This window comes from Sanguibacter inulinus (assembly GCF_013415325.1).
GTDB lineage: Bacteria > Actinomycetota > Actinomycetes > Actinomycetales > Cellulomonadaceae > Sanguibacter > Sanguibacter inulinus.
On record NZ_JACBYE010000041.1, the window covers coordinates 25365 to 39069 of the forward strand.

At 71.1% G+C, this 13705-nt stretch carries 15 protein-coding genes; 8 read left to right on the plus strand and 7 right to left on the minus strand.

The genetic code is table 11. From position 1 onward, the window contains the following. Positions 1-185: 185 nt before the first annotated feature. The gene (locus tag HZZ10_RS14430; protein WP_179914023.1) at positions 186-1082 is read right to left on the minus strand and encodes a hypothetical protein; all 897 of its coding nucleotides are present in this window, start codon (positions 1080-1082) and stop codon (positions 186-188) included. 201 nt (positions 1083-1283) lie between these two features. Between HZZ10_RS14430 and HZZ10_RS14435 the strand changes: the two genes are divergently transcribed. The 3 genes from HZZ10_RS14435 to HZZ10_RS14445 all read left to right on the plus strand — a co-directional run bounded on the left by HZZ10_RS14435 (position 1284) and on the right by HZZ10_RS14445 (position 3896). Beyond that, complete coding sequence (locus tag HZZ10_RS14435; protein ID WP_056127193.1) at positions 1284-1886, plus strand: TetR/AcrR family transcriptional regulator; 603 nt, start codon at positions 1284-1286, stop codon at positions 1884-1886. Between the two features lie 105 nt (positions 1887-1991). Continuing rightward, positions 1992-3116, plus strand: a complete 1125-nt coding sequence (locus HZZ10_RS14440) for a GNAT family N-acetyltransferase (RefSeq protein WP_179914024.1) — start codon at positions 1992-1994, stop codon at positions 3114-3116. 129 nt (positions 3117-3245) lie between these two features. Then, positions 3246-3896, plus strand: coding sequence for a biliverdin-producing heme oxygenase (locus HZZ10_RS14445; protein WP_179914025.1), 651 nt, complete (start codon positions 3246-3248; stop codon positions 3894-3896). Positions 3897-3971: 75 nt separating this feature from the next. Here the strand turns inward: HZZ10_RS14445 and HZZ10_RS14450 are convergent, their stop codons facing one another. Further along, a complete protein-coding gene (locus HZZ10_RS14450; protein ID WP_056127186.1) occupies positions 3972-4742 on the minus strand; it encodes a MerR family transcriptional regulator in 771 nt (256 codons plus the stop codon). Between the two features lie 102 nt (positions 4743-4844). On the opposite strand from HZZ10_RS14450, the gene HZZ10_RS14455 reads away from it, so the two are divergent. Continuing rightward, the gene (locus HZZ10_RS14455; RefSeq protein WP_179914026.1) at positions 4845-5612 is read left to right on the plus strand and encodes a phosphotransferase; all 768 of its coding nucleotides are present in this window, start codon (positions 4845-4847) and stop codon (positions 5610-5612) included. 43 nt (positions 5613-5655) lie between these two features. Here HZZ10_RS14455 and HZZ10_RS14460 read toward each other — a convergent pair whose 3' ends face one another. The 3 genes from HZZ10_RS14460 to HZZ10_RS14470 all read right to left on the minus strand — a co-directional run bounded on the left by HZZ10_RS14460 (position 5656) and on the right by HZZ10_RS14470 (position 9093). Beyond that, entirely contained in the window at positions 5656-6318 is a 663-nt protein-coding gene (locus HZZ10_RS14460) for an HAD hydrolase-like protein (RefSeq protein ID WP_179914027.1), read from the minus strand. A 73-nt stretch (positions 6319-6391) separates the two neighbouring features. Further along, on the minus strand, positions 6392-8293 hold the full coding sequence (locus HZZ10_RS14465; protein WP_179914028.1) for an NHL domain-containing thioredoxin family protein: 1902 nt from the start codon (positions 8291-8293) through the stop codon (positions 6392-6394). A gap of 14 nt (positions 8294-8307) precedes the next feature. Beyond that, entirely contained in the window at positions 8308-9093 is a 786-nt protein-coding gene (locus HZZ10_RS14470; protein WP_179914029.1) for a helix-turn-helix transcriptional regulator, read from the minus strand. An 83-nt stretch (positions 9094-9176) separates the two neighbouring features. Between HZZ10_RS14470 and HZZ10_RS14475 the strand changes: the two genes are divergently transcribed. The 4 genes from HZZ10_RS14475 (at position 9177) to HZZ10_RS20085 (ending at position 11931) form a co-directional block, all read left to right on the plus strand. Next, entirely contained in the window at positions 9177-9950 is a 774-nt protein-coding gene (locus HZZ10_RS14475; protein ID WP_179914030.1) for an alpha/beta fold hydrolase, read from the plus strand. Between the two features lie 9 nt (positions 9951-9959). Further along, positions 9960-10664, plus strand: a complete 705-nt coding sequence (locus tag HZZ10_RS14480; protein ID WP_179914031.1) for a DUF3800 domain-containing protein — start codon at positions 9960-9962, stop codon at positions 10662-10664. Positions 10665-10848: 184 nt separating this feature from the next. Then, the gene (locus HZZ10_RS14485) at positions 10849-11256 is read left to right on the plus strand and encodes a RidA family protein (RefSeq protein WP_179914032.1); all 408 of its coding nucleotides are present in this window, start codon (positions 10849-10851) and stop codon (positions 11254-11256) included. Between the two features lie 69 nt (positions 11257-11325). Further along, positions 11326-11931, plus strand: a complete 606-nt coding sequence (locus tag HZZ10_RS20085; protein ID WP_179914033.1) for a GNAT family N-acetyltransferase — start codon at positions 11326-11328, stop codon at positions 11929-11931. 139 nt (positions 11932-12070) lie between these two features. Here the strand turns inward: HZZ10_RS20085 and HZZ10_RS14495 are convergent, their stop codons facing one another. After that, complete coding sequence (locus HZZ10_RS14495) at positions 12071-13306, minus strand: sensor histidine kinase (protein WP_179914034.1); 1236 nt, start codon at positions 13304-13306, stop codon at positions 12071-12073. Then, on the minus strand, positions 13303-13705 hold a 403-nt coding region (locus HZZ10_RS14500), incomplete at its 5' end, for a response regulator transcription factor (protein ID WP_179914035.1). The genes HZZ10_RS14495 and HZZ10_RS14500, both read right to left, overlap by 4 nt.

Below are 13705 nucleotides of genomic sequence, written 5' to 3' on the forward strand. Positions count from 1 at the left end.
CGGGTGCCGCCCGCGAGGTGTCCTTGCCCAGGTGGAAGGGGTTTCCCACAAGGTTGTCCACAGCCTGTGCACCGCAAACCTCGCATCACCCACAAGCCTGTGGACGCATTCTGTGGATAACTCTCCGGCCTGCGACGACCTCGTCTGCTGGTGGTGCCAGCACCGACCCGGCCGGCACTCTCGCGCTAGACCCCGACAGCAAATCCCGCGTCGTCGAGCACAGTGCCGGCGACGGCCCGCTCGAAGACCGCAGCGACCTTCTCGACCACTGGCGCGATGCGGCTCCGGGCCACCACGTGCAGCGAGGACGGATGGTCCGAGGCCTCGTCCTCTGGGCTCCCGGACCTCCAGCGGACCGCGTAGGCGAAGGGCCCCGAGTCGCGCCACGGCAGCTGGAGGAGGGCCGGCGGCAGGGCGTCGGTGCGGCTGAGGCTGACCTCGACGGTGCCGTCGTAGGGCGTCTGCGTCGTGATCGTCCAGGCGACAGGCCCACCGTCCGTGGGCGCGGACTGCGCGGAGACGACGGCCTGGACGAGGACCGTGCGGACGAGCGCGAGGGCGTGCTGGGGCGGCAACGAGTGCGCGCTGTAGAGCGTGCGGTCGACCGACTGCCCGGCGTCGGGCACGACGGCCTGCGTGCGGCCGCTCTCGAGGACGGCGCCGTGGGCGTGACGCGCGGCGGCAGCCACCCAGGCGAGGACCCGGGCGGCCTCGCGCTCCTGCTCCTCGGGCGTCCCCTCACCCGTCGGCCGCACGACGTATCCCTCCACGTGCCGAGGTGGGAGCACGTAGGTGACGGTGTCTTCGGCGGTGAGCGGGTGGGGTCCTGTGAGCACGTGGCCCGGGGCGAGCCGGAGCGTCCCGGGAGTGGCCTCGGGCTGCGCAGCCATGCCGCGGAACCGAGCGCCGCGCAGCGGCACGACCCGCGAGGTCGCGGTGTCGAGGCTGACGGGCTCGACCAGCCAGTCGGCGTCCGGGAACCACGCCCGGACGAGCGTCATGACGTCGACGTGGGCGGGCAGGGCGAGGAGGTGGTCTCCCGTGCGGCTGCCAGGGCCGAGCCTGTCGAGGAGTGCTGTCATGCCCGGACACTACGAGGCGCAGAATGCCGGGAGGTTTCCGGCGTGCAACGGGTCGCGAACGTCTGCCGCAGCTCGGCCGCAGCTCGGACGCAGCTCGGAGGCACGGCTGACGCACGGACCGTCGTGCCACGTCAGGGGCTGCGCGCAGCCGCGGAATCCCGCCGATGTGCATGTTCTGACACTCCGTGGGATGCTGTCACAATGCCGAAGATCATCGGTGGGTCACTCCACGAGCACCGCGAACAGACACGCCAACGACTCTTCACGGCACTGTCCACCCTCATGTCGGAGCGTGGTTTCGACGCGATCTCCTTCGCCGACATCGCCGCAGCAGCCGGTGTCGGACGGACCGCCGTCTACAACCACTTCTCGGACAAAGAAGCCCTGCTCATGGGTTTCATCACCTTCGAGACCGAGCGCTACGTCGAGACGCTGCGCAGGTCCCTCGAGGACGTCGAGACCCCCGTGCTGCGCCTGCGGACCTACGTCCAGGCGCACGCCCGGCTCAAGCGTGTGTTCCACGTGGCACCAGGACCAGACCTGCGCACTGTGCTGTCCCGCGGCACCCAGCAGCGCCTGCGCGAGCACGCCGTCGTGGTCGAGGAGATCCTGCGGGAGATCCTCGTCGCCGGCATCGCCCGCGGTGACTTCCCCGAGCAGGACATCGCGACGACGGTCGCGCTCATCAACGCGTGCCTGTCCGGCCGGCAGATCCCCGAGGAGCAGCCGGCCCGCGACCGCGCGATCCTGGCGACGGAGTCCTTCGTGCTGCGCGCCGTCGGCGTCGAGCCCGCGCACGCCTGAGGACACCGCCGCCCGTCAGCGGGCGCAGCCCGGGCAGGCATCGTCCCTCTCCGACCAGGTTTAATCCGTTGACCGCCGTCGGCGCCCCCGACGAGCATCGTCCGCATGACCTCTCGCCCCGGCTGGACCGTCCGCCCGATCTCGATCCCCGACTCCCTCGACTCCCCCGACGCCTGGGTGCTGCACGGGCTCGTCGCCGTCCAGCGTGAGGTCCACGAGGCGAGCTGGGGGCACGCGGACCTGCACCTCCCGGCCGAGATGCGGCTGGCCGTGATGCGCGACCAGATGCGCACCGAGCGCCTCGGCTTCGTCGCCGTCCGTGACCCTCTGCCCCAGACCCCGGGGCCTGAGGACGTCCTGGGCGTCTCGCTCGTCACCATGGAGCGCACGGGAAACACGCACGCGGCGAGCATGGGTGTCCTGGTCCGCCCGGAGCGGGTGCACGAGGGGATCGGCACGGCCCTCGCCGACGCGACCGAGGCGGCCGTCGCGGCCAAGGGACGCACGACGGTGATCCTCGACATCGAGCACCCGGGCGAGCCGCCCGTGGACGCACCCGACGTGGTCACGCCGCCGACCGGAGCCGGGCGGATCGCCGGAGACGCGGCCGGGGTCGCCTTCGCCCGTGGTCGTGGGTACTCGCTCGAGCAGGGCGAGAGGTTCAGCACGCTGCACCTGCCCCTCCCAGACGACAGCGTGGTCGACACGTTCTTGACCGAGTCCCTCGCCGCAGCGGGTGACGACTACGAGACCGTGACGTGGCAGAACACCTGCCCGGAGGAGCTCGTCGAGGAGATGTCCGCGCTCGCGACCCTCATGACGACCGCCGTCCCCGTGGCCGGGCTCGACCTGGTCGAGCACGTGTGGACCGTCGAAGAGCTCCGTCAGCAGGAGGCGACCAACCGTGAGGCCGGGCACGACACCCTCGTGACAGCGGTGCGGCACCGCCCGTCGGGCGGGCTCGTGGCGTACAGCGAGATCGCGATGCCCACGCTGTACCGCTGGCTAGCGTTCCAGGACGACACCCTCGTGGACCCGGCTCACCGGGGCCACAGGCTCGGCATGCTCATGAAGGCGAAGAACCTCGTCGAGCTCCGCACGCTGCGCCCCGAGCTCGCGCGGCTGCACACGTGGAACGCCGAGGAGAACCGCCACATGCTCTCGATCAACGAGGCTCTCGGCTTCGAGCCCACGGGCGTGGTCGCGCTGTGGCAGAAGAAGCTGGTCTGAGACGACAGGCTAAGAGGGTAGGCAACCCTAACCTCGATGGGGTACCGTTCCTGACAACGCGTCACCTCGGCCCGCTGGCCGTCGTCGACAGTGCCAGCGCATGCCCGCGTACCCGACCGAGGAGGACACGTGACGATTCTCGCCACCGACCGCCCCACCCTGTCCAGCCGGCTCCGCGAGGGCACCCGTGAAGAGCACGAGAGCGCCGAGAGCTCCGGGTTCATCAGCAGGCTCATGTCCGGTGGGCTGAGCGTCGACGCCTACGTGGCGCTCGCCTCGCAGCAGTTCTTCGTCTACTCGGCCCTCGAGGCGATCGCCGACGACGTCCGCACCCTCCCGCAGGGCTCGTCGCTGCTCTTCGACGAGCTGACCCGCACCCCGTCGATCGCCCGCGACCTCGAGCACCTGGTCGGCCCCGACTGGCGTGCGATCGTCATGCCGCTGCCCGCGACGGTCCGCTACGTCGAGGCTCTCGAGGCGAGCGCCACCTCGCTCCCCCGCTACGCCGCGCACGCCTACACGCGGTACCTCGGCGACCTGTCCGGCGGGCAGATCATCAAGCGGATGCTCGAGCGCCACTACGGCCTGGGCCCTGAGGGCATCACGTTCTACTCCTTCGAGGAGATCCCGAAGTCCAAGCCCTTCAAGGACGTGTACCGCGAGCGCCTCGACGGCCTCGAGCTCGACGAGGAGCAGCTCGCCGAGGCGGTCGCCGAGGCGAAGGGCGCGTTCCGCCTCAACCAGGACCTCTTCGCAGACCTCGGCGCGCAGCACTGCTGAGGCACGCGTCCCCTGCGCGCTGTCCTCGTCGGAGCGCGTCCAGCCGGCCCTGCCTCTCCAGCCAGCGCCCTCTCGTCAGAGCACCTCGCGCGCGTACGCCGCCATCGCGTCGCGCACGAACACCGCCGTCCCCTCCCCCGCCCAGTCGTAGGCGGCCGTGAAGCGCGGGTCCGCGACGTACATCTCGCCGATCCCGGTGAAGTACTCGGCCGTGACCCCCGACTGACCGGTGGCCGTGGCCGACACCGCCAGCCAGGAGTGCTGGCGGCGGGTCACCGCGCGCACCTCGTCGCTGTCGGGGGCCAGGCCTGCCGCGCGGGCGTCGGCGTAGGCCTGGGCGATCGAGCGCTGCTCGGCGAGGAAAGCCGTCCTCTCGTCCTGGGTCATCCCGGACCACCACGCGTCCCCGGCGCGGTACGCGTCCTTGCCCCATCTCTGCTCGACCTCGCCGCGGTAGGCGGTGTGGTCGAAGCCTGCGAACATGCGTGAGGGCACGAGGGCCTCCTTCGTCGTGAGCGTGTCGATCGTGGTCCGGACGGACCCGATCTGGTCGGTGATCCTGCGCCTCTCGGACTCGAGCCAGGCGAGGTGGGCGCGCAGCGCGTGCGCCTCGTCCTGGTCGGAGTCGAGGGCCTCGGCGATCGCCTGGAGCCCGAGACCGAGGTCGCGGAGCATGAGGATGCGCTGGAGCCTGACGAGCCCCGCAGCGTCGTAGCAGCGGGCGCCGCCGTGCGCTGTCCTGCTCGGCGTGAGCAGACCGATCGCGTCGTAGTGCCGCAGCGTCCTGCTCGTGGTGCCGGTGAGGCGGGCCACCTCCTGGATCGGCCAGTCCCTCTGCGTCGTCATGCCCACGACGCTAGGGCTTGACGCTGCGTCAACGTCAAGCCCTCACCCGCGACACGTCTGCCGGACCCCCGCTGAACGGCGCGAGACTGGCAGACTGGAGCCATGCAGACATCGGGGCGGACGCGGTCACGGCGCCGCTCGCGCCGTGTCGAGTTCGTCGCCGACCCGGTCCTCGGACTGACCGTCCGCAAGCCCGCGACCCGCGCCACCTACGGGGTGCACGCGCTGCTCACCCACCTCACCAACGTCGGCTTCGCGGGTGCACCTCGGTCCTTCGGCGTCGACGAGCAAGAACGTCACGTCCTCGAGTACATCCCGGGGTCGACGGCCGACGAGGACGCGCCCTTCGACCACGCCGAGCTGACCCGCCTCGGCGAGCTCGTGCGGGACCTCCACGACGCCGCAAAGTCCTTCGAGCCGCCGCCGGGCGTGCAGTGGCACGTGACCATCCCGTCGACCAGCACAGAGCTCGTGTGCCACAACGACATCTCGCCGTGGAACCTCGTGCGCGACGGCGAGCGCTGGGTGCTGCTCGACTGGGACGGCGCCGGTCCGGGCTCTCGCGTCGACGAGCTCGCCTCGGTCGGCCAGGCCTTCTTGCCCCTCCAGCCCGACGGCGACCCGCACCGGGACGGCGAGCGCCTGCGCTCCCTCGTCGACGGATACGGACTGACCGCCGGCCAGCGCCCGAGCCTCGTCCAGGCGGCAGCCGACCACACGCGCGGCGTGTACGACCTCCTGGTCGACGGCAGCCGCACGGGGGCGGAGCCGTGGGCCTCCCTCTACGCGGCCGGGCACGCCAAGCACTGGAAGTCGGCGGCAGACTACGTGCTCCGTCACCGGGGCGAGCTGCGGGCCGCGCTGCGCTGAGACGCGCGCTCTCCCCGCAGCAGGCCGCTAGCCTCGCTGCACCTCAGCCCAGCAACAACCCCACCAGCTCTTCAGGCGTCTGCACGACCGCGAGCGGCGCAGCCTCGTCGATCTCTCCAGCAGGCGCATAGCCCCAGGCGACGCTCACGGTCTCGATGCCGTGCTGGCGTGCGCCGAGGACGTCGTGCTCGCGGTCGCCGACCATGACGATGCGCTCGGGGGCAGGCAGCCCGCGCTCGGTCGCGGCCATGGTGTCGAGGGCGTGGGCGACGACGTCGGCCTTGGTGCTGCGGGTGCCGTCCATGCTCGCGCCGCACACGGCCTCGAAGAACCCGTCGAGCTCGAAGTGCTCGACGATCTGCCGCGCGAAGATCTCCGGCTTGGACGTCGCCACGCACAACCGGAGCCCCGCGGCGCGCAGCGCGGTGAGGGCGTCGACGATCCCGGGGTACACGCTGTTGTCGAACATGCCGCCGCGGGTGAAGGCCGACCTGTACGCGGTGATCAGCTCGGGCACACGCTCGAGCGGCACACCGTTGCGCACGACGCTCTCCTCGATCGGCGGCCCGACGAACAGGGCGAGGGCCTCCTCGGAGGGGCGCGGGATGTCGAGGGCGTCGTAGGCGTGCTCGATCGAGGCGATGATGCCGGGTGCGGAGTCGGTCAGGGTGCCGTCGAGGTCGACGAGGGCGAGGTCGTAGCGCATGCGTCGATCCTCTCAGGCTGGCGCGAGCCTCACGCGCGCTGGCGCCGCTACCTGCCCTGGCCCGGCTACCCCGCTACCCCCGCAGCGGCAGCGTGAGCACCTCGGGCGTCCCGGCGACCACCCGCACGGGCACCCCCCAGTCCTGCTGGGCCAGGTGGCACGCCGGGTACTCGACGGCCGGGTCGGCGTCACAGCTGGCCGCCTGCGCGGTGACGTGCAGGACTCCCTCGGCGATCTCGGGGTTGATGCGCAGCGTCCGGACGAGCGGGAGGTCGCGGCCGGCCCCGTCGAGCAGCAGCTCGGGCGGGGTCGACGAGACCGTGAGCTGGGTGGACGGGCCGAAGCGGTCGTCGTACTTCTGACCTGTCGCGGGCGTGAAGATCACGTCGAGGCGGATCTCGCCCGGCGGCACCTCGGTCACGGGGCGCTGCGTGCGGTGGGCACCCGAGTCGAGCACCTGACCGGCGAGCGACGCCGGGAGCGCGACGCGCGTGAGCCTGTGCGCGGTCGACTCGACGACGAGCACGTGCACCTCGTCGCCGTCCACCTGCACGAGGGCGTCGCTCGGCTCCGCGAGGTCGCCGACGAGCGTCGTCACCTCGTCGGTCGCCGGGTCGTAGCGCCGCAGCGCGCCGTTGTAGGTGTCGGTGACGAGCACGGACCCGTCGGGCAGCGCGGCGACGCCGAGCGGGTGCTGGAGCAGCGCCTGCGCGGCGGGACCGTCCCGGTGCCCGAAGTCGAAGAGCCCCTGCCCGACGAGGGAGGTGATGGTCGCAGACCTGTCGTCGGCGACGTCGACACGGCGCAGCGCGGAGGTCTCCGCGTCGGCGAGCCACACCGAGCCGTCGGGGGCGACCGACAGACCCGAGGGCTGCGCGAACCACGCCTGCGCGAGCGGACCGTCGAGCAGCCCCTCGTTCTGGGTCCCGGCGACCTGCTCGACGATCCCGGCCACGGGGTCGAAGGTCCACAGCGAGTGGTTGCCGGCCATCGCGACGAGGAAGGCCCCGAGCCGCTCCGACCAGACGACGTCCCACGGCGAGGTGAGCCTGTGACGCAGAGCAGGGGTCGCGTCGGGCGCAGCCGACTCGGGGACGACGTTCTCGGCGCCACCGACCATGAGCTGCTCACCGGTCCCGGCGACCGTCGTCACGTGCCCGTCGGCGAGCCGCACACCGCGGAGCGCGTGGTTGACGGTGTCGGCGACGAGGACGTCGTACCCGACCTGCTCGCGGAGTCCCTCGGGCACGAGGCAGAGCCCGTTCGGCTCGCTGAAGGCCGCGGCGTCCGGACCGCCGTCGGCCAGGCCGCGCTCACCCGAGCCGATCCGCCGGACGAGGGTCTCGCCGTCCGCGGCGAGCTCGGCGAGGCTGTGGTGCCCGGCGTCGGCGACGAGCAGGTTACCGGATCCGAGCGCGATGACCGCGGCGGGGAAGCGCAGCGTCCCCGGGGTCGGCTCGGCCGGCACGTAGGGGCCGGAGCCGCGGTGCAGCGTGCCCTTGGCCGTGTGCTCCTCGACGAGCTCGCGCACCAAGATCTCGAGGGTCGAGGCGTGACCCTCCCCCGCCATGTGCGCGACGACGTACCCCTCGGGGTCGATCACCACGAGGGTCGGCCAGGCGCGCGCCGTGTACGCGGACCACGTGACGAGGTCCGGGTCGTCGAGCACGGGGTGGCGCACCTCGTACCTGTCGACGGCGGCCGCGAGCGCGACGGGGTCGGCCTCGTGGACGAACTTCGGGGAGTGCACCCCGACGATCACGACCTCGTCGCGGTGCGCCTCCTCGAGCTCGCGGAGCTCGTCGAGGACGTGCAGGCAGTTGACGCAGCAGAAGGTCCAGAAGTCGAGGACGACGATCTTGCCGCGCAGGTCCGCGAGGGTGACGTCGGCGCCGCCGGTGTTGAGCCAGCCGCGGCCCACGAGCTCGCTGGCACGGACGCGGGGCAGGCGGGGGCTGGGGGTCGTTGCGCTCACAGGACGATTCTGCCTCAGGAGGCGGGGTGCCTGACGGGCCGTGCGCTCGCCGGTGGCTCGCCGGCCTCCTCGGCGGGGCGCGGCTCGTAGACCTCCGCCGTGAGGTCGGCTCGTTCGACCCTGTCGAGGCGGAACCACCGCACGGCCTCCCGGGTGCGGCACCACGCGATGAGGTACCAGGCCTGCCCGGTGTGGGCGAGCAGGACGGGCTCGACGTGCCTGGAGGTCGCCGTGCCCCCGCTGTCCCGGTACCGCAGGGCGAGGACACGGTGGCGGGCGAGGGACTGCTCGACCGCGCGCAGGGTCGCGGGGGTGGTGAGGGGCGCGGAGGACGGCGCGGTGGCAGAGACGGAGGCCGGGGCGTCCAGGGCTTCCGGCTGTCCGCCGCGCGCCTCGGGCACGCCCGTCCCCCGGTCGACCCACACCCTCGCCGCGAGCGTGGACGCCCGTTCCCGGGCCTGCGGGCCGAGGGCGTCCCAGATCTTGTCCTGCGCCGCCGCCGCGTCGACCGCGAAGGGGCTCCCGGGCGGGAGCGCCGCGAGGGCGATGGCGAGGGCGACGGCCTGCTGGGGTGTGAAGTTCACAGGTGGCAGCGTCGCCGAGGCATCGAGGACGTAACCACCGCCTGGACCGGCCTGCGCCCAGACGGGCAGGCCGGCCTGCTGGAGGGCGGAGACGTCGCGCTTGATCGTGCGCTCGCTGACCTCGAAGAGCCTCGCGAGCCGGGGTCCGGTGGTGCCGGTCCGGCCTGCTCGGCGCAGCTCTTCGGCGACGGCGTAGAGCCGTTCGGTCTTGTCCACGTCTCTCCTCCGGCCTGGAGGCCCAGACGCCTCTCGACAATGGTGACAGACAGGTGTCACCAAGGGCCTGCGAGGCTTGTCTCATGACTGATCACGCCTCGCTCCCGCACACGCACCCCGTCCACCCCGTCCACGTCGTCCTCGTCCCCGGTTTCTGGCTCGGAGGCTGGGCCTGGGACGACGTCGTCCCGCACCTGCAGGACGACGGCCTGACCCCGCACGCCGTGACCCTCCCGGGGCTGGACGACGTCGCGACAGACCGCTCCGGCATCACCCACGACGACCACGTGCGCGCCGTGCTCGACGCCGTGGCGCCGCTCGAGGGCGAGGTGGTGCTCGTCGGGCACAGCGGCGCCGGGGCCGTGGTCCACGAGGTCGTCGACAGGGACCCCTCGCGGATCCGCAGGGTCGTGTACGTGGACTCCGGGCCGCTCGTCGACGGGGCCTCGCTGCGCCCGGGGCTGCCCGAGGGGACCGTCGAGCTGCCGCTGCCCACGTGGGAGGAGCTGGCTGAGCAGGGGTCGAGCGTCGAGGGGATCGACGAGGCAGGGCTCGCCCAGTTCCGGGCCCGCGCCGTGCCGCACCCGGCCGGTGTCGCGACCGGGACGGTCCACCTCACCGACCCGGCCCGCCTCGACGTCCCCGTCACGGTGATCTGCACGAGCCTGCCGTCCGAGATGCTGCGTCAGATGGCGACCCCCGGCCCGCCCTTCCACACCGAGCTCGGCAGCCTCCAGGCGACCTACGTCGACCTCCCGACGGGCCACTGGCCGATGTTCTCCAAGCCTGCCGAGCTCGCACGGGAGATCGCGACGGCGGCGCGGACCGATATACGGCCTGCCCTGGAAAAGGCGTAGTATGCGCTGATGCTCCTGGGATACGTAGATGAGTCGTATACGTCCAGCTACTTCTACCTAGGGGCTCTCGTCATCAGCTCGGGCGCCCAGGCCAAGGCGATCGAGGACGGTCTGGACCGCCTTGTCGAGGAGTTCCGACGGTCAGGCGCCGCGCCGGTCGCCCCCGACGTCGAGCTGCACGGCAAGGAGATTTTCCACGGCCAGGACGGGTGGGACGGGGTCCCTGTCCGCGCCAGGATCGCCATCTTCAGGCGTGCGATGAAGGTCGTGCGGGAATCAGGTGCCCGATACGTCGTCCGCGGTATGGATTCCGAGCGACACAGGGCTCGGTACGCCACACCGTTCCCACCTCACGAAGTAGTCCTGGCACATCTCCTCGAGTCCCTCGATGCTCTGGCACAAGACGAGGACGAGCACATCCTCGTGGTGGCGGACGAGATCCACTCCCAAGACCGCCACAGGAGCAACTTCCGGGACTACAGGTCGTGGGGTACGCCCGGCTACAAGAGCCGGAGACTCGACAGAGTCCGAGACACGATCCACTTCGCACCGTCGCACTACTCACGCCTGCTCCAGGCTGCTGACCTCGTGACCTACCTCTACCGCCGGCGCAGGACCCACTCAGAACCTGATGCGAGAGCCCAGGCCGCAACCGACACGGTCTGGGCAGAGATCCAACCTGCGGTCGCAGTCGCCTCGACATGGATCCCCTGAACGCACGAAGGCCCCATCCGTAGATGGGGCCCAAGGCAGTGCGGGAGGTCTTCCGACGTCCTGCACTTCCAGCGTACTCACGCGAACCTCGATACGCCAGTGGCCTGAGCGACAACGAGGCGGTCGCGTCATCTCACCTGCGAAGATGGCCCCTGACCAGCCAAGATCTACGGAAGGTGGACCCGTGCCCCAGGCAGTGACCCTCGTCCGTTCCAGCGCTCTCTCCGACACCGCCGAGTACGCCTACGCGGCGACAGCTCCCGCCGAGGCGCGTCTGATCTTCCTCGCCGGGTCGTGCCCGCTCGAGGCCGACGGCTCGACGGCCGGCGTGGGCGACTACGCGGCGCAGGCCGCGAAGTGCGTCGAGAACATGACGATCGCCCTCGCAGAAGCAGGGGCGACGATCACCGACGTCATCAGCACCCGTGTCCTGGTGGCGTCGAGCACGCAGGCCGATCTCGTGGCCACGTGGGAGGTCGTCCGGGACGCCTTCGGCGACCACGACGTCCCGAGCACCCTGCTCGGCGTGACGGTCCTCGGCTACGACGACCAGCTCGTGGAGATCGAGGCCGTCGCGGCCGTCCTCGACTGACACCGATGGCACGCCGGGCACCTTCTGCCCGGCGTGCCGCACCCCAGGAGGCTCACGTACGGTGGTCCGGTGAACTCTCCGGCCAGGCGCGCCACGCGCGACGACCTCCCCCGAATAGCCAGCACGCTCGGAGCAGCGTTCAGCGACTACCCCTGGACACGCTGGACCGTCTCCGAGCCCGACCACGAGGCCCGTGTCGCGGAGCTGCAGAGGCTCTACGTCGAGCACGTGGCCCTGCCGCACGGCACCGTGTGGGTCGACGACGAGGTGACCGCCGTCGCCGCCTTCCTCCCGCCCGTCCTGCCTGAGCTCCCCGGTGCCGTCATGGAGCGCATCGCCGCGCTGCAGGGCGACGACGGGCTCGCCCGTCAGGCCGCGGCCGACGCCGCCGTCGCGGCCCGCGCGACCGAGATCCCCGACGACACCCGCGAGGTCTGCTCGCAGGCCTGGGTCCTCGCGACTGTCGGCGTGCACCCGGACCACCGAGGCGCCGGTCTGGGATCTTCCGTGATCGATGCCGGCCTCGCGGACCTCGAGGAGTCGATGGCCTCGTGCACCCTCCAGACGAGCGACGAGCGCAACGTCGTGTTCTACGAGCGGCTCGGCTTCGCGGTGACGACCGTCATCGAGGTCCCCGGCGGCCCGACGGTGTGGTCGATGCTGCGGGCGAGCTGAGGCTGCGATCGAGCCCAGCAGGATCGCCCCCGGACCAGCACCAGCGAGATCGGCACTTCAGAGCGAGATCGTGCCCCGCGAGGATCGATCTCACTCCGGAGTGCCGATCTCGTTCGCCGCTGCGTCCTGGCGTCGCACGTCATGATGAGCAGGCCTGCAACGTCAAACGGACGACCAGACCGTCCACGTATCCCGGCTCGACCACGAGCACCGCGTCGTGAGCCGCAGCAATGCTCTCGACGATCGTCAGACCTAGTCCTGTTCCCGGTGTACCGGCGAGACGTGTCTGCCCACCTCGGTTGAAGGCTTCTGTCAGGCCAGTCACCTCGTCCGCGGAGTACACGGGGCCCGAGTTGCCGACAGCCAGCACCACCCGATCTCCGAGCACACGGAGGTCGACAGAGATCCATCCGTCGTCGCGATTGTGCTGGACCGCGTTCCGCAGGATGTTGCCCACCGCGATGGCGATCACCCCTGCACTCACCTCGACGAAGACCGAGTCCTCGATCCCCGAGCACTCGACCCGGAGCCCACGGGCCTGTGCGAGGACCTGGATCGCCTCCAGCTCGTCCCGTACGCACATCGCCAGGTCGACGCGGCTCCGCTGGTCTGCGTCGAGGTGCCGACTCCGCGCGATCAGCAGGAGGGCGGCGATCAGGTCGTCCATCCGTCGGACCGAGCGCAGTGCCCTGTGGACGTAGGGCTGAAGGTCGGGCGGCACACGGCCTTGGGTCAGAGGAGCCTCGAGCGCGGCGCGCACCGACGTGATCGGCGTCCGCAGCTCGTGAGAGGCGTTGGCGACGAACTGCTCCTGACTCGCGAAGGCTCCTTCGAGCCGCGCGAGCATCGTGTCGACCTGGTCCGCCAACCGGGTGATCTCGTCACGTGGGCCCGCGAGAGCGATGCGCTGCGACAGATCTCGCTCCGAGATCTGTTCCGCGAGCTGGGCCACGTCGCTGATCTTCCTCGCCGGACTGCGAGTGAGACGCCAGGACAGGGCGGCCGACACGACCGCGAAGACCACGAGGAGGACCAACGTCCACATCATGTATCTGTCCATGACGTCGGCGGCGACGAGACGTCCATAGCTCGACGTCTCGTCGGAGACCTCCACCAGGCAGTCGGAGGTCTCGACGGTCGTGACGCACTCGACCGTGTCCTTCAGGCTCGCAGGGTCCGGCAGGACGACCGGTGCCTCTACATCTACCGGCCCACCGATGCTGACGTCGATCGTGCTGGCGATGCTCTGCGAGAGGATGGCGACCTGGACCGCGACGAGGCATGCTCCCAGGACGATGAAGGTCGCAGCGATCGAGAGCGCCAGCTTCCCCCGGAATCCCCAGAAGGCACGCCCCAGCCGAGCACCGACCCTCACGCCGCGACCGCGATGTAGTAGCCGCGGCCTGGGCTGTGCTCGATCCGGACGGCCTCTCCGAGCTTCTTGCGCAGCGAGTGGATCACGACCCGGACCGCCCCGTGAGTCCGCTCGAAAGGGTTGTCCCAGGCTGTCCTCAAGAGGCGCTCGGTACTGAGCGAGCCGCCGCTCTCCCGCATCAGGGCCTCGAGGACGTCGATCTCTTTGAGCGTCAGGGCGATCGGCAGCCCGTCGACCTCCAACGTGCGTCGTGAGCAGTCCAGCCGGGCACCCCCGTGGGCGATGATGGACGACGCGGCGTAGTCGCTGCGGCGAGAGAGCGCCCGCAGCCTGGCGACCAGCTCCGGGTATGCGAAGGGCTTGGTGAGGTAGTCATCGGCCCCCAGGTCGAGCCCACCC